This window comes from Janthinobacterium sp. B9-8, assembly GCF_000969645.2.
Taxonomy (GTDB): domain Bacteria; phylum Pseudomonadota; class Gammaproteobacteria; order Burkholderiales; family Chitinibacteraceae; genus Iodobacter.
Map to the genome: position 1 here is coordinate 2,708,801 of NZ_CP014222.1, position 14,513 is coordinate 2,723,313.

11 protein-coding genes are annotated in these 14,513 nt (G+C 46.3%); all 11 read right to left on the minus strand.

What is annotated here, in order from left to right; all coding sequences use genetic code 11:
* Positions 1 to 106: 106 nt before the first annotated feature.
* Positions 107 to 2,215, minus strand: coding sequence for a TniQ family protein (locus VN23_RS12020; protein ID WP_082752766.1), 2,109 nt, complete (start codon positions 2,213 to 2,215; stop codon positions 107 to 109).
* Positions 2,212 to 3,180 carry a TniB family NTP-binding protein gene (locus VN23_RS12025; protein WP_046350668.1) on the minus strand — a complete coding sequence of 323 codons (969 nt, stop codon included), beginning with the start codon at positions 3,178 to 3,180 and terminating at the stop codon, positions 2,212 to 2,214. Before VN23_RS12025 ends, VN23_RS12020 begins: the two co-directional genes overlap by 4 nt.
* Positions 3,180 to 5,105 carry a DDE-type integrase/transposase/recombinase gene (locus VN23_RS12030; protein WP_046350667.1) on the minus strand — a complete coding sequence of 642 codons (1,926 nt, stop codon included), beginning with the start codon at positions 5,103 to 5,105 and terminating at the stop codon, positions 3,180 to 3,182. The genes VN23_RS12025 and VN23_RS12030 overlap by 1 nt, the downstream gene beginning before the upstream one ends.
* On the minus strand, positions 5,102 to 5,812 hold the full coding sequence (locus VN23_RS12035) for a hypothetical protein (RefSeq protein ID WP_052746436.1): 711 nt from the start codon (positions 5,810 to 5,812) through the stop codon (positions 5,102 to 5,104). Before VN23_RS12035 ends, VN23_RS12030 begins: the two co-directional genes overlap by 4 nt.
* A 255-nt stretch (positions 5,813 to 6,067) precedes the next feature.
* Positions 6,068 to 6,490, minus strand: a complete 423-nt coding sequence (locus VN23_RS12040; protein WP_046350872.1) for a helix-turn-helix domain-containing protein — start codon at positions 6,488 to 6,490, stop codon at positions 6,068 to 6,070.
* Between the two features lie 387 nt (positions 6,491 to 6,877).
* The gene (locus VN23_RS12045) at positions 6,878 to 7,960 is read right to left on the minus strand and encodes a ribonucleotide-diphosphate reductase subunit beta (protein WP_046350665.1); all 1,083 of its coding nucleotides are present in this window, start codon (positions 7,958 to 7,960) and stop codon (positions 6,878 to 6,880) included.
* 84 nt (positions 7,961 to 8,044) lie between these two features.
* On the minus strand, positions 8,045 to 8,599 hold the full coding sequence (locus tag VN23_RS12050; RefSeq protein WP_046350664.1) for a hypothetical protein: 555 nt from the start codon (positions 8,597 to 8,599) through the stop codon (positions 8,045 to 8,047).
* Between the two features lie 8 nt (positions 8,600 to 8,607).
* Positions 8,608 to 9,165, minus strand: a complete 558-nt coding sequence (locus tag VN23_RS12055; RefSeq protein ID WP_046350663.1) for a hypothetical protein — start codon at positions 9,163 to 9,165, stop codon at positions 8,608 to 8,610.
* Positions 9,162 to 10,190 carry an adenosine deaminase gene (locus tag VN23_RS12060; protein ID WP_046350662.1) on the minus strand — a complete coding sequence of 343 codons (1,029 nt, stop codon included), beginning with the start codon at positions 10,188 to 10,190 and terminating at the stop codon, positions 9,162 to 9,164. Before VN23_RS12060 ends, VN23_RS12055 begins: the two co-directional genes overlap by 4 nt.
* A gap of 263 nt (positions 10,191 to 10,453) precedes the next feature.
* Entirely contained in the window at positions 10,454 to 13,315 is a 2,862-nt protein-coding gene (locus VN23_RS12065) for a ribonucleoside-diphosphate reductase subunit alpha (protein ID WP_046350661.1), read from the minus strand.
* 464 nt (positions 13,316 to 13,779) lie between these two features.
* Entirely contained in the window at positions 13,780 to 14,460 is a 681-nt protein-coding gene (locus VN23_RS12070) for a hypothetical protein (protein WP_046350660.1), read from the minus strand.
* Positions 14,461 to 14,513: the final 53 nt, after the last annotated feature.

Consider the following 14,513-nt stretch of genomic DNA (forward strand, 5'->3'; position numbering starts at 1 on the left):
AAATGGCTCTCTTGCTCGAAGAACGTCCCCGAGCAAGAGAGTTACATAAAATTTCTTACTTATTCCCAATAATTTTTCTAATACGATAAAATAATTAAGATGAATATTAAAGCGCTATATTTGCTTCATACTTCATAGCCTTTTCCAAATCAAATAAATCTTGCCGGCTATAAAATTTAACTATTTTTCCACTTCCAAAGCGAGAAGACTTAATTAGCCCTTGACGCTCTAAATTAGGCAAATAGCTACGATGCATATTGAAAAACACTCCTGCCTCACTAGCAGTGACCCATGTTTTCACAAATTCAACGACATAATTTACAGCCGCTTCTGAAACAAGCTGCCAATACATTAAATCTATCAACTCAACCAATCCCGTACGAATAAAGACGCACCGAAATCGATGCTCAGTATATCCAATGTCTGAGGCCACTTTTTCAAGCGAGCTCATAGAGGGAGATAAAACCAGTTGAAGCAGAGCAGATAATGACTCCTCCGTCACACGAATATTACGTGAAAAGCTAAGTTCTCTCTTCAGTATGCCTTTCTTGATCAGTGGTGAAATTTTCTGAGGTGAAATTCGCAACTGAATGGCGGCTTCTTTTAATAAAACCCCTGTTTCTTTTTTAACAGCTGAATTCGCCTTCTTTCGCCCTGCACGTGTTTCATAACGCTCCAAATTTTTTAGTGAAAGCAAATCCACACCAGATAAATCAGCTCTATAAAACAGATAAACTAAAGAGCCATCAATTCCAGGTCCTCCAACAGGGCTTACGCCAATAGATCGGAGTTTTTCGGCATAATTTGTAACATTAGCCTGAATTGAACGTCCTAACTCTCCTGCGGTAACAAACTTTGCCTGAAACTGCTCTAGCGTATCAGTATGGACCAATAAACAACGCGATTTTACAGCCACAGGGCAGTTAGCGCGGAGCCAACCATTTCGAATAAAACTTCGAATAATTTCCTGATGAATTCCAAGCACAGTAGAGACTTGTCCAATATTTAGCCAATCAGTATTCAGTACTTCCAGTGTCTTTGTATCTGTTATACGCAAGCAACTCAGCCCTTTGTCCAAATCATAGCCCATAGAAATAAACCGCCCAGCCAGAATTCCCTTTGCTAAAACCGCCATACTATGATTAGTCAATTGCACTTTATCTTTGCCCAAATGCACTCTCGGAGCCTGCAAAGCAACCAGTAAATGCACCACATCACACAAAGCTATTCTTTGCACGTAAGCCGTTGGGTCACTGATGTGCTTGAACAAGCCAGTCTTAATGCATTCATGTATCTGCGAAAGGCTCAAGCCCAGAACAAAAGCAGCATCCTGCTTACTTAAATCACCGGCTTCCTCCGTCAAACTATATTTATAATTAAGCTCTTCCAACTGAGATAAAACTTGCTCAGCAAATCCTGCCAGTAACTCCCCTCCTCGTAAAAATGGCAGCATCTGTAACCTTGGATGCTGGCTTGACGCGTGCAACACAACTAAACATTTAATTTCTTCGAGAACAGTTGTACTGTTATTTGCCCAAGCAATCATAAGCCGCAGCCGTTCCTGTTCACTTTTATTAAGCTTATCCCTTGGATAAAAAGCCTCCATTGCCAACCAAAAGGGAAAACAGCGATCAAACAGCTCCTGCCCCTCGCCCACAAGCTGCTGGTACAACCACTCCGAATAAGCTGGATCCTCTGCAACAGTAGAAACTTTCCGAAAATCTGTGCCACATTCGCAAACGACTAACTGCCCCCGCAGTAGAGAAGGAATGCGTAAGCAGTTTGGGCAGCAATGCAATAAAGCAACGCCATGAATATGGCAAACTACATATAGCCTAAATACCCAATACCTACGCCAGTAAGGTTGCTCAGAGAGACATACAGGACAAAAAGACGCTGCATCTTCCCTAAAAAACTTCTCAGGTACTCCAACATTCATAAGTAAACGAGCCCCGCACCGAGTAAAGCTTGTGCGGGGAAACACCGCCTTTGCACATTCATGATCTAGTCCTAAAACATAAACTAGTATGCTGAACCAATAATGATATGTTAGTGATCGACGAATTCGCTCAACCCCATAAACCTCTAGCCCACAAGCCTTCAATAGCTGAGTAATGCTATCGAAACCGTTACCTTCAACGGTTCTAATTAACAGACTTGCTGGCGACTCATCAGCCTGTGGAATTGGACGGTACGGTAACTTATGAATTTTCATTTTCTAAAGACCGCAGCAACTTGAGCATCACTCATACGAAAAGGATTGCTTTTTGCAATTGAAATGGCACTGACAACGCCCATATCCCAAACAAAAGCAAAATCCTCCAACTCTACAATTTGCCGTTTTTGTCGCCAGGCCTGCAAAATCGCTTCACGGATAATCGCCATCACAAAGGATAAATTTCCTCTGGTTGCCGCATACATGCGTAAAGTTTCTTGATGGTTGCTAATCATGGGCATATCTACGAGAGCAAACCTCTTTTTTGCCTCGGAACACATTTGCGTTAAAAAATGATAAAGTTCACCAGGCTTTTCTACTGTCCCCACTTGTAAAGGACTCAATCGGAAACGATGTTTAAATCGCCGAGCTTGCTGCCATGTTGGATCTGAATCAATAATTGTTTCACACTCAGGAACGCCAACTAAGCAAATACAAACACCCGAGTTATTTACAAGCGATTTGAGCCAACGTAATGCAACCGTATTAACAGCCTCGCTACGACGCCCATGATTCAGTAGGTTATGCACCTCATCTAACAAAATAACTTTCGTCTGGCACGTTTTAAGGTGAACCACAATTCGTTTTGTTTTACTTGCAATAGTGCCCGCCAAAGGACTGGGATCATTGAGTTGTTCCAACATATTACTAGCCAGCGTACTAACGGAAACTGGCGATGGAACCTCTGTATAAAAAGCTGGAATGTGCGTTACCTCAGCATCAACGTTTTGCACCTGGGTTTTTTGAAACATACTAATAATTGCTTCGCAAATTTTAGTCTTCCCCATACCACCTTCTGCTAGCAACATGCAGCCAACAGGTTCTTTAAAACTATGTGACTGAACAATTACACGCAGAATCCCCTTTAGTGCAAAATCCAGAGATGGATGACGAATCAAAACTTTATCGAGCACAGACACTCGCTGAATTGATTCAGACTCATTAGAAAAATCTTCAAAATTCATTAGTCAATTTCCATTATTTCATAGTCATCCGAGCCACTAACTGCACCCGGTTCAAAAGACGGCACATCTGCCGGCACAACATTAAGCTCAAGCACATCAGGTAATTGATGAACAATTTTAGGGAGCGAGCGAGCACGCCCTTTACCATTTGTCAGCCGTGCAATCTGCCTTTGGGCCATTTCAGAATCTGTTTGAATCTTTTGAAATAACGTCCATCGCGCCAATAAATCACAATAAAGTCCTAGACGCTTTTGATCAGAAGCGGTGAGCGCTGCTTTAATCTTTTTGGCTTCCTGATGTTCATACTGGGTTAACCCAATGGTGTATTCAGGGTTGGTAGACTCCGCCAAAATCAGCGTACTAGGCAGAGTGGGGTGCTCAATATAAACCTCATGTAAATTGAGCTCGTCCACCAAAACAATCACTCTTTTTTCACCCATCGCCTCAAGTGTCGCAAGGGCATGCGAGAAATATTCAATGCCATCGACCAACAGCCGCCCTTTATGAATATTTCGTTGCACTGGCCAACGAGCAATTGCATCTATTTCAGCGATATCAAAAGTTGGTGAAGGCCATTCTTTAACTGAATCCTCCCACGCTAAAATTGGAGCCCGCCCAGTACGTGAATGAATACTGTTGTGATAAACCTCATTGATCCACTCGAGGCAATACTCATGCATTTTTTCTAACACAGACACAGCTCGTGCTCGAGAGTCATACTCTCCACGATCACTAGGATTAGAAAACGTCGTCCCAGAGCATTTCTGCACAAGAAAATAGGTCAAAGTCCGAAAAAATGACTCGATATGAGCCTTATCATTAGGATCTCTCACCTCTGCAGGAGTAACGATGATCCCAAGTCGTGCACAGAGCCGGATAAAAGCAGAGTTTTTAAACTCAACACCGTTATCGGGAATAATTCGAACGGGAACCCCGCCAGGCAAATTCATACTGAGGCGAGTTAGCATATTTTTAACAGCAGCTAATGTCGTTGTTGCAGATGGTGGAAACATGCTGATATATATACCGACTACCGCACGGGTATACACATCAAGAATACAAACTAAATAGGGTCGGCCAATTACTTCTCCCGAATCAGGATCACGTAGCTGAATATCTAAATAGTGAGTATCAATTTGCACCAGAAACATTGGACTTGGACTAATAATGGCTCTGCCTGCAGCACGAGCGACCCGATCTGCAGCAATTCTCCCTTTTTTTGCCAGAGTAACAATATATGGATCCAGTGCTTTAATACGCCGCTGTAGTGTGCGCAAACTTGGCACCTTTACAGCGGAGGAATGCTTTGAAAGCAGACCTAATTCGGATAATTTTCCCACAATGTAGGATTGAACATCTTTAGAGTCCCTGCGTTCAGGCTGTAAATAAACCTGCTGAATTGCCTCTTCAAGCAATATTTCAACCTGAGGGCAAAATCGAAGGACTCTATTTCCACTCTGTTTATGTCTTAGAGATAACAGAGCTCCGCCTCTCCCCTCCAAAAAATAACGTTTAATCCAGCTTGCTACGGTGCGTGGATCTGGCGGTTGTTGATCTTCCAGTTCAAAAGCAATTAATGGAATCAGTGCAGTAAGATGTTTCTTTGATGTCGGATAAACAAGCTGGGTAACTGCTGCATCCACATAACGCCGCATTCGGATCGCTGCGCGAGTTTCTTTTTCAGAAAGCTCAGATAACTTTCCTGAACAACCATTCTCAGAAATACCTTCAATATCTTGATTCTTAATTAATAAAGTTTCACTTTCCTGCATCTCGATAAACCGATCATGTGAAATACGAAATGCTTTTCCTCCAATAGCTGCTGCATACCGAACGATTCCAGCATAGATATAAGTCACTTCAAACTCACATCCATGCATATGAAAACGCAGCCCCACTTTAGGAGAGTAATAACGCGGCTTCATTGAAGAACCCCCACAGGCATATCAAGGCTCAGAGGGCGACTCATATCAATAACTAATACCCTATGAAACAGCAAATAATCTACTAAGAAAGGAGATAAAGCGGCCTCAGTTGAAGCCGTATAAACATCCCCTAATGACATAGGGTTTGATAGGGATGCAATCAGCTGACGTGCTAAAACCAGCTCTTGGCTTGACCAAGCACGAAAGCTCGAACGAGAGTAAAAGAAATAAAGATTTTCCAAATATTTTTTTGATGGCAGAGCATTTGAATCAACAATAGAGAAATGAAAATCACATAGGTTTAATATATTTTTAATCTCTAAAAAACGTAATTTATTTTCTTCATCCAAATGCTGCTGATTAGGTTTGATTTCACGTACTAACCACTGTTGATTTGCCATTAGAACCAAAAAGTCAGGGGTATACTTTTTACCTTGTCCATGTTGAATATTAATTGCTTGGCAACGATAGCCAATCACCTCAGCATCTCGCTCTAAAAGGAGGCAATATGCCAATTCGAGCTGACTTTCCAAAGCAACAGTAATCCCATTTTTTCGGCTAGGAAATAAAGCGGTGCGCCTACCCCGTGCCCCTTGAGCAATCCGGCGGTAGCCGTGAACAACCCCTGATAAATCGGGTAATTTGGCGAATGCATCTTGAGCCTGTTGTAAAAGCTCTGCTCGCAGTTTGAATTGAATACTATTCATACACACCTTATGTCCAACTAATCCCATATTTGGGCAAAGCAGTGCCCTATTGGAATCATTAACCAATTTAAATAGCCCTGTTTTTAGGCGTAAAAAGCCCCGCTAAGAGTATTTTCTCTCAGAGTCACAGGAAGAAAAAAGATAAATGGGCTTGACGCTGGAGCGCGCGTTGACGATACTTGAACTCTCTACTTTCCAAGTATTTGCCGTTAGGCACGTACGCTCACGGGACAAGCCGCAAGGTTTGTCCCGTTTTTACATTGGTCTATCCTCCATTTGTTGCATACGAAGAGACTTGGGTTTTAACAAAGCATTTTTTGCAAGCTCATCTTTTATTCCAATAATTTCTTGAATTAAGCGCACTTGAGCTGGATGTAAAGAATCAAGATGCCGGTGAAGATTCAGCAGCATCCAATGAATGTCCTCAGAGAGGTCAGCAGGGATAATAAACTTACGCTGCGAGGCCTCAACCACCTCATGTAGCTCAGCCTGCTGAAGATCAGATAAAGACAAAGCTTGGATCAACCGCTCAATAAATTCAGATGTTGGTGGGCCCTTGGTACCTACTTCCAAGGCAGAAATATAGCTCTGCTCATACCCTAACAGCTCTGCTAACTCAATTTGACGAATACCATGGGTAACTCGAAGCTGATAAAAGTATTTTGAAAATGGTCTCACAAAAACCCACACATAAATATAAAGGACCAAGAAGAGTAATTAAACAAGCATAAAAAGTCAAAGAAAAAAACAACAAAAAACAATTAAATAACACACAAAAAAAATAAAGAAAATATCAAAAAATTAAATTCAAATTAATAATATAAAATACTAATAAAAAAAATAAAAATAACACATTAATTTCAATAAAATACTTATCCAATAAGAAATAAACCATTTAATACGAACCTCTACTCATCAGATAAAAAATAAGCCCCGCAGTTGCGGGGCTTATTTTTTAAACACGAAATTCTAATCCTGTAACTGAATGAAAAACTATGAGTCGTTCAATGAAAGACTATCTGTCGTTTTGGAAGAACTATGTGTCGTTCGACGAATAAGAAAAAATCAATCCCAGCTCAACGCCCCACCAGTCTGATACTCAGTAACCCGAGTCTCAAAGAAATTCTTCTCTTTCTTCAAATCAATCATCTCGCTCATCCATGGGAATGGATTGGTCACGCCGGGGAACATTGGCTCTAAGCCAATTTGCTGCAAGCGGCGGTTGGCAATAAAACGTAGGTATTCTTTGAATTGCGAAGCATTGAGGCCAAGCACGCCGCGGGGCATGGTGTCTTCGGCGTAGGCGTATTCCAGCTCTACGCCGCGCTTGAATAGGCCGTAAATTTCGGCTTTGAATTCTTCGGTCCAAAGCTGTGGATTTTCCATTTTGATGGTGTTGATCAGATCAATACCAAAATTGCAGTGCATAGATTCATCGCGCAGGATGTATTGGTATTGCTCTGCAGCGCCAGTCATTTTGTTCTGGCGGCCCAGCGCCAGAATTTGCACAAAGCCCACGTAGAAGAACAGGCCTTCCATAATGCAGGCGAACACGATGATGGAGCGCAGCAGTTGCTGATCTGTTTCCAGCGTGCCGGTTTTAAAGCTTGGGTCGGTCAGGATATTAATAAAAGGAATCAGGAATTCGTCTTTATCGCGAATCGAGGCTACTTCGTTGTAGGCGTTAAAGACTTCGCCCTCGTCTAGGCCCAAAGATTCAACAATATATTGATAGGCGTGGGTGTGGATGGCTTCATCGAAAGCTTGGCGCAGTAAAAACTGACGGCATTCTGGCGAAGTAATTTGGCGATAAGTGCCCAAAACGATGTTATTAGCAGCAAGGCTGTCAGCGGTTACAAAGAAACCCAGATTGCGTTTTACCAAACGGCGCTCGTCATCGGTCAAGCCGTTCGGGCTTTTCCAAAGCTCGATATCGCGCTGCATATTTACTTCTTGCGGCATCCAGTGGTTTGCACACTGCGCCAAGTATTTTTCCCATGCCCATTTGTGCTTAAACGGCACCAGCTGATTAACGTCGGTGGTGCCGTTAATCACGCGTTTATCTGAGGCATTTACGCGCTTGGCGGTGGCCGCTTCAAGGTTGATGGCTACGGCTGGAGTGCTGATTTCGTCGTCAAAGTTGAGCATTACAAGTCCTGTCTTACTGATGTTAATTCTTACTGAGGTGGGTGCTCAGCAGGCGTGTTTTAATAGGTTTTACTGTATTGATACTTACTGAGCTGGGTTGCTCAGCAAGCGGGTTTTTATATTACTAGTGTCGCTAACGCCGTACTTCTGACCCAAGGCGTAAAAATCGCGTTTATGCTGATCGCTCATTTTCAGGCTGGATTGAAAACTCAGCGCCAGATGTACCTCACCTAGGTAAAGCACTTCTCCGGCTTTGACTTCAAAACTTTGCCCTATCGGCATTTGATCACGGCGCTGCTGTGGCCAGCCGGCTGCGGTGTAAATCCAATCGCCTAGCGCCTGCTGCACCGTATATTGGCCGGGCGCTAAGCTTAATAGATGTAGCTTGCCGATGGCATTTTTATTCGGCGCGGCGATGGTGTCGAGCACAATGCTGGCGTTTAAATCGATCGGCCCCTTGGGGCCTTGTAAGCGTAGCCATGCGTTAGCGCTATCTTGATCAAAGGAGTTCAGCGTTAGGGCCACAACCACATAACCCTGATCTACAGGCGGGGTCAGCTTGCCTTGCAGCACGGCCACGGGTGTGCTGGCACAGGCACTTAAAAATAAAACGGTACTGAGAATTAAACTTTTAAACATTGGGATGCCTAGTGCAGTAAGCGGGTGGTAACAAGGCTGGTATCTTGCACTCCCCACTGCTTTAATTGATAAAAATCGCGCTGCGTTTGATCGCTATACGTTAGGGCTGGGGCAAAATTAAGCTGGGCTTTAATCTCGCCCAGATATAGCACTTCGCCTGCGGCAATTTGAAAACGCCGCTCTATTTTAAAGTGCGGCTGCCCGCCCCTTCCGTTCGATGCATTTACCGCCCATTCTCCCCACGCTTCACTTACCATATAGCTGCCTGCTGCCAGTGGCAAAACCCATAGCCGCCCACGTGTTTCTGCATCTGGCCCGCTGATCACATCGCGGCTGATATCGGCGCGCAAGCTGTGCTTACTATCTGCACCGACCAGCTCCACTTGCAGCTGGGCCCGATCCGATGACAAAGATTGCACGCTTAAAGCCAGCACCACATAGCCCTGCCCTGCGGGTGGCGCAAGGCGGCCATTTTCAATTTGCATCGTGGGCTGCGCGCTACAAGCGGCAACGAGCGCACTGGCCACACCCGCCACGGCCTGCACACATCGGGATAGCAAGCTCACTTGGCGATACAGGCGATGCGTAATACTTCGGCACGCCAGCGTGCTTTATCGGCGTCTGGCAACCAAGATGCTTCAAAGCTGTGGTTAATCAATTGGATCACTTCACTTGCGGATAAATCCATGGCGGCGCGGCAAGCTAATAAATTAGCGTTGAGGTAGCCGCCAAAATACGCCGGATCGTCAGAATTCACCATGGCGCACAGGCCCGCTGCCAACAAATTACGTAAATTATGTTTGGCCAAATCGTCCACCACGCAGAGCTTTAAATTTGAAAGCGGGCAAACGGTGAGCGGAATACGCTCGGTGGCAAGGCGCACCACCAAGGTGGCGTCATCGGTGCAGCGCACGCCATGATCGATACGAGACGCGCCGAGTAAATCCAACGCCTCAGTAATATAAAAGGCAGGGCCTTCTTCACCGGCATGCGCCACGGCAGGCAGGCCCAGTTCGCGGCAACGCTTAAATAATTTTTGGAACTTAGCTGGCGGATGGCCCAGCTCGCTGGAGTCCAACCCTACACCATCGATTTGTGCCAAATACGGCAGCGCCGCGTCCAAGGTGGCTTTGCCATCGGCTTCGGATAAATGACGCAAAAAGCACAGAATCAGCTTGGAGCTAATGCCTAGTTTATCGGTGGCATCTTGCAGGGCGCGGGTAATACCAGAGATCACCGTGCCAATATCAATGCCACGCGCGGTATGCGTTTGCGGATCAAAAAAGATCTCGGTGTGCACAATATGATCGGAATAGGCGCGTTCGCAATAAGCCCAAGTCAGATCGTAAAAATCTTCTTCGGTGACCAGCACGCTGGCACCGGCATAGTACAAATCTAAAAACGATTGCAGATTATCAAAGGAATATGCGGCGCGAACTTCTTCTACATTGGCGTAAGGCAGTGCAATGCCATTTTTTTGCGCCAGCTCGAACATCATTTCAGGCTCTAAAGTGCCTTCAATATGCAGATGCAGCTCGGTTTTAGGTAAGGCGAGGATCAGTTGATCGACAGGGTGCAGGGCTTCGGTCATTTGACTCTCAAGGTGTTTGGTGGGGTGTTGCAATGACTTAATGGTAGGGCTATGGCAACGTAGGGCGGGTGCAACCCGCGGGTTTCACCCGCCCTACGAGACCTCAAATTACGGAAAAATAGAAAAAAACCGATTTTTTGTAGGGTGTGCAAATCGTTTTTCTTGCGCACCAGCTTTTGGTGCGCAACGACTTCGTCGTTGTACACCCTACGAAACTTGATGCCCATCGCACGTGGGCACAAAAGCGTGCCCACCCTACATTTTTACTGGCAGCTTTCGCACTCTGGGTTATCAATCGAGCAGAATTTCATATCTGTTGCAGGCAAAGCTGCGTCGATTGCGGCCATGGCGGGCGCGGAGCTGATCGAGTTAGCACCGGCTGCCGAGGTGTTGGTGTACACCCCATCTACCGCAACCGAGTTCAACTCGCCACCGCTACCGGTGGATTTTTCTGCTGCAGTGGCTGCCATGGTGCGTAGGTAGTAAGTGGTTTTTAGGCCACGTAACCATGCAAATTTGTACAGCTCGTCCAGCTTCTTGCCCGATGCGCCAGCAAGGTAAAGATTGAGCGATTGGCCTTGGTCGATCCACTTCTGGCGGCGCGATGCGCATTCAACCAACCAGTTTGGATCCACTTCAAACGCGGTTGCATACAAATCACGCAGGTCTTGCGGGATGCGTTCTACTTTAGACACCGAGCCGTCAAAGAATTTCAGGTCTGAGATCATCACTTCATCCCACAGACCACGCGCTTTTAGATCACGCACTAGGTATTCATTCACCACGGTGAACTCACCCGACAAGTTCGATTTCACGAACAAGTTTTGGTACGTTGGCTCGATACACGCCGATACGCCGATGATGTTGGCAATGGTCGCTGTTGGCGCAATCGCTAGGCAGTTTGAATTGCGCATGCCGTGGGTGCGAACGCGTTCACGCAGCTGTGTCCAATCCAAGCGTGAGCTGGTATCCATTTCCAGATAGCCACCGCGCTCTTCTGCCAGCAATTTAATCGAATCTTGTGGCAATACACCGCGATCCCACAGACTGCCTTTGTAGCTAGGATAAGTGCCGCGTTCTTGCGCCAGCTCGGTGGATGCCCAGTAAGCGTGGTAAGCCACGGTTTCCATCGATAGATCAGCAAACTCAACCGCTGCATCTGAGCCGTAAGGCAGGCGCAACATATGTAAGCAATCCTGGAAGCCCATAATGCCCATACCCACCGGGCGATGCTTCAGATTGGATTCACGCGCTTTACGCACCGGGTAGAAGTTAATGTCGATCACGTTATCCAGCATGCGCATCGCGGTGGTGATGGTGCGTGCCAGTTTATTGGTATCGAGTTCGCCATTTTTGATGTGGTTCACCAAGTTTACCGAGCCCAAATTACATACCGCAATTTCGTTTTCGTTGGTGTTCAGGGTGATTTCTGTACATAGATTCGAGCTATGCACCACGCCTACATGCTGCTGCGGGCTGCGGATATTGCAAGGATCTTTAAAGGTAATCCAAGGGTGGCCTGTTTCAAACAGCATAGAAAGCATCTTGCGCCATAAGCCCAGCGCAGGAATCTTCTTGGCGATTTTCATTTCACCACGCGCGGCTTTTGCTTCGTAGGCTACGTAAGCTTTTTCAAAATCTTTACCAAACTTGTCATGCAAATCAGGCGCTTCGGATGGGCTAAATAAAGTCCAGTCAGCGCCCTGCATCACGCGCTTCATAAATAGATCTGGAATCCAGTTGGCGGTATTCATATCGTGCGTGCGGCGACGATCATCACCGGTGTTCTTACGCATTTCGAGGAATTCTTCGATATCTGCGTGCCAGGTTTCAAGGTAGGCGCAAACCGCCCCCTTACGCTTGCCACCTTGGTTTACCGCTACGGCGGTGTCATTGACTACTTTAAGGAAAGGCACAATCCCTTGCGACTTGCCGTTGGTGCCCTTGATATGGCTACCGAGGGAGCGCACTGGCGTCCAGTCGTTACCCAAGCCACCGGCGTATTTAGACAGCAACGCGTTTTCTTTCAGCGCTTCGTAAATGCCTTCCAGATCATCAGACACGGTGGTGAGGTAGCAGCTAGAAAGCTGGCTACGACGGCTACCGGCGTTAAATAAGGTAGGCGTCGAGCTCATAAAATCAAAGCTGGATAAGACGTTGTAGAACTCGATCGCGCGCTCTTCGCGGTTGATTTCATTCATCGCCAAGCCCATCGCGACGCGCATAAAGAAGCTTTGTGGCAGCTCGATGCGGCTGTCTTCGATATGCAGGAAATAACGGTCGTAGAGGGTTTGCAGGCCAAGGTAGCCGAATTGGTAATCACGGCTATGATCCAGCGCCGCGCCCAATTTGGCTAAATCGTACTGGGCGAGGTTTTCATCCAGTAGCTCAGCATCGATACCGCGCTTGATAAATTGCGGGAAGTAATCGGCATACTTGGATGCCATTTCTTCGTGGCTGACTTCTTTGCCTAATACTTCTGAGCGCAAGTTGTTTAGCAGTAAACGCGCTGTTACAAAGCTATAGGCCGGGTCTTTTTCAATCAGCTGACGTGACGACATAATCAGCGCGCGGCGAACTTCTTCCGCCGGTACGCCGTCGTAAACGTTTTTAAGTGTTTCAGCCAGCATGGCAGCTTGGTCTGTGGTGCCTTCCAGGCCTTTGCAGCAGGAAGCGATCAGCTCTTTTAATTGCGCTAAATCGAGCGGACGGCTGCTGCCATTCGGATACAACACATTAATCGCGTGATGATGCTCTGGCTCAAAGCGGGAATGACGCTCTTTGCTGCGCTCTTCGCGGTATAAAACATAGGCGCGGGCCACATCGTGCTCACCAGCGCGCATCAGCGCCAGCTCGACCTGATCTTGAATATCTTCAATATGAATCGCGCCGCCTTCTGGCTTACGACGCATCAGCGCTGATACAACGGATTCAGTCAGCTGCAAGGCTTTTTGACGCACGGCGGCGCTGGAAGCGGCATCACTGCCTAATACGGCGATAAACGTTTTGGTCACTGCTACGGTGATTTTATTCGGTGCAAATGGCACCACAGATCCATCGCGGCGAATGGTTTTGTATTCAGCATAGCTGCTGTGCTGCTGAGCAGTGTTAACGCTATCGGTCATAGGGCTCTCATTGAGTTGCGCGTGCGGCTAAGTGGGCACGTCTCGCTGTGGATAATTCTGTGGATTTCTTGTGGAGAAACACTATATGTAGTGTTTAACAAGAAGAGTTAACACAAATACTAGTGTCTTTCAGCGAGATAGGCAAGTGACGGATGGGGATGAAAAGAGAGAAGGTAAAGACTAAAAAAACGAGCTTAAGCAAAGCGAGTATTTATGCGGTTTTAACGCTGTTGTGCATAAGTAACAAGACAAAAAAACCGATTATTTACATCGTCAAAAACGGCTAAAAAAGCCTGAAACAAGCCCTTGCTACGGGGCGGGCCTTCAGCCGTTCTTACGATGGCCAATTGCCTAATAAACAATCATTCTGCATTTTCTGATGCGGCAGATCGGCCAGTAAGCTAGCAAAAAAATGAGCTTTGTTCACCGAAGAACAAAGCTCATTTTTAGAAATACAACGCGGCTTAATCCAGCAAATCAATATAATCTTTTCGGCTAAAACCAGCCGACTTCAGCCAAGGCATCTCTTTAGGCATGGCTTGCGGCTCCACCGTTACTCGGCTCCAGCTACCGCCGTTTTCATTGCCTGTTTCAATGATTTTAGGCAGCTGCAATTTCTCTGACCACAGCACCATGGTATACATGCCGCCCTTGCGACTCTCTAGCCAGACTTCACCGGCAGGCGCAGGCGTGCTGCGTTTTTTCATATTTTTAAGCTGCTTGCGATCGAGCATATAGGCGGTGCTTTCCCAGCTGCCATCAAAGCCAACTTCGCGATAATCACTTTTGCTCATTTCTACAATCTGCTGCAACTTGCTCCGCACCAGCTCAAATTTAAGCTCGCCCCTGGCATCCAGCTGGATGGATTTGGCCGCCAGTGCAAAATTCATATTATGGTTATGGCCTTCATGGCCTAGCGCTGCTTTAGTGGCTTCGGGTACGGCGTTTTTTGGCAAGACACGTTCACTCCAAACCCGCTGGCTGGTACGCAGCCATGTTTCCTGAAACCGGGTCGATTTACTCACGCCCTCTGGCGTGACTACCCGCGTTTCATAGGTCACCAAAGCGGCAACATCGGGCGTGCTCACCGCACTGGCTAGCCCGATATATACAGCCATCATCAAAGCTGATAATAAATACTTCATTGATTTATTCCTTACAAAAACAAGCCGGCAATCGCCGGCCTGTTTTACCAATC

Coding starts and splice junctions, on each gene's coding strand:
- VN23_RS12060 (WP_046350662.1), bottom strand. CDS start 10,190: ATGACCGAAGCCCTGCACCCTGTCGATCAACTGATCCTCGCCTTACCT.
- VN23_RS12045 (WP_046350665.1), bottom strand. CDS start 7,960: ATGCTCAACTTTGACGACGAAATCAGCACTCCAGCCGTAGCCATCAAC.
- VN23_RS12050 (WP_046350664.1), bottom strand. CDS start 8,599: ATGTTTAAAAGTTTAATTCTCAGTACCGTTTTATTTTTAAGTGCCTGT.
- VN23_RS12025 (WP_046350668.1), bottom strand. CDS start 3,180: ATGAATTTTGAAGATTTTTCTAATGAGTCTGAATCAATTCAGCGAGTG.
- VN23_RS12070 (WP_046350660.1), bottom strand. CDS start 14,460: ATGAAGTATTTATTATCAGCTTTGATGATGGCTGTATATATCGGGCTA.
- VN23_RS12035 (WP_052746436.1), bottom strand. CDS start 5,812: ATGAATAGTATTCAATTCAAACTGCGAGCAGAGCTTTTACAACAGGCT.
- VN23_RS12020 (WP_082752766.1), bottom strand. CDS start 2,215: ATGAAAATTCATAAGTTACCGTACCGTCCAATTCCACAGGCTGATGAG.
- VN23_RS12065 (WP_046350661.1), bottom strand. CDS start 13,315: ATGACCGATAGCGTTAACACTGCTCAGCAGCACAGCAGCTATGCTGAA.
- VN23_RS12030 (WP_046350667.1), bottom strand. CDS start 5,105: ATGAAGCCGCGTTATTACTCTCCTAAAGTGGGGCTGCGTTTTCATATG.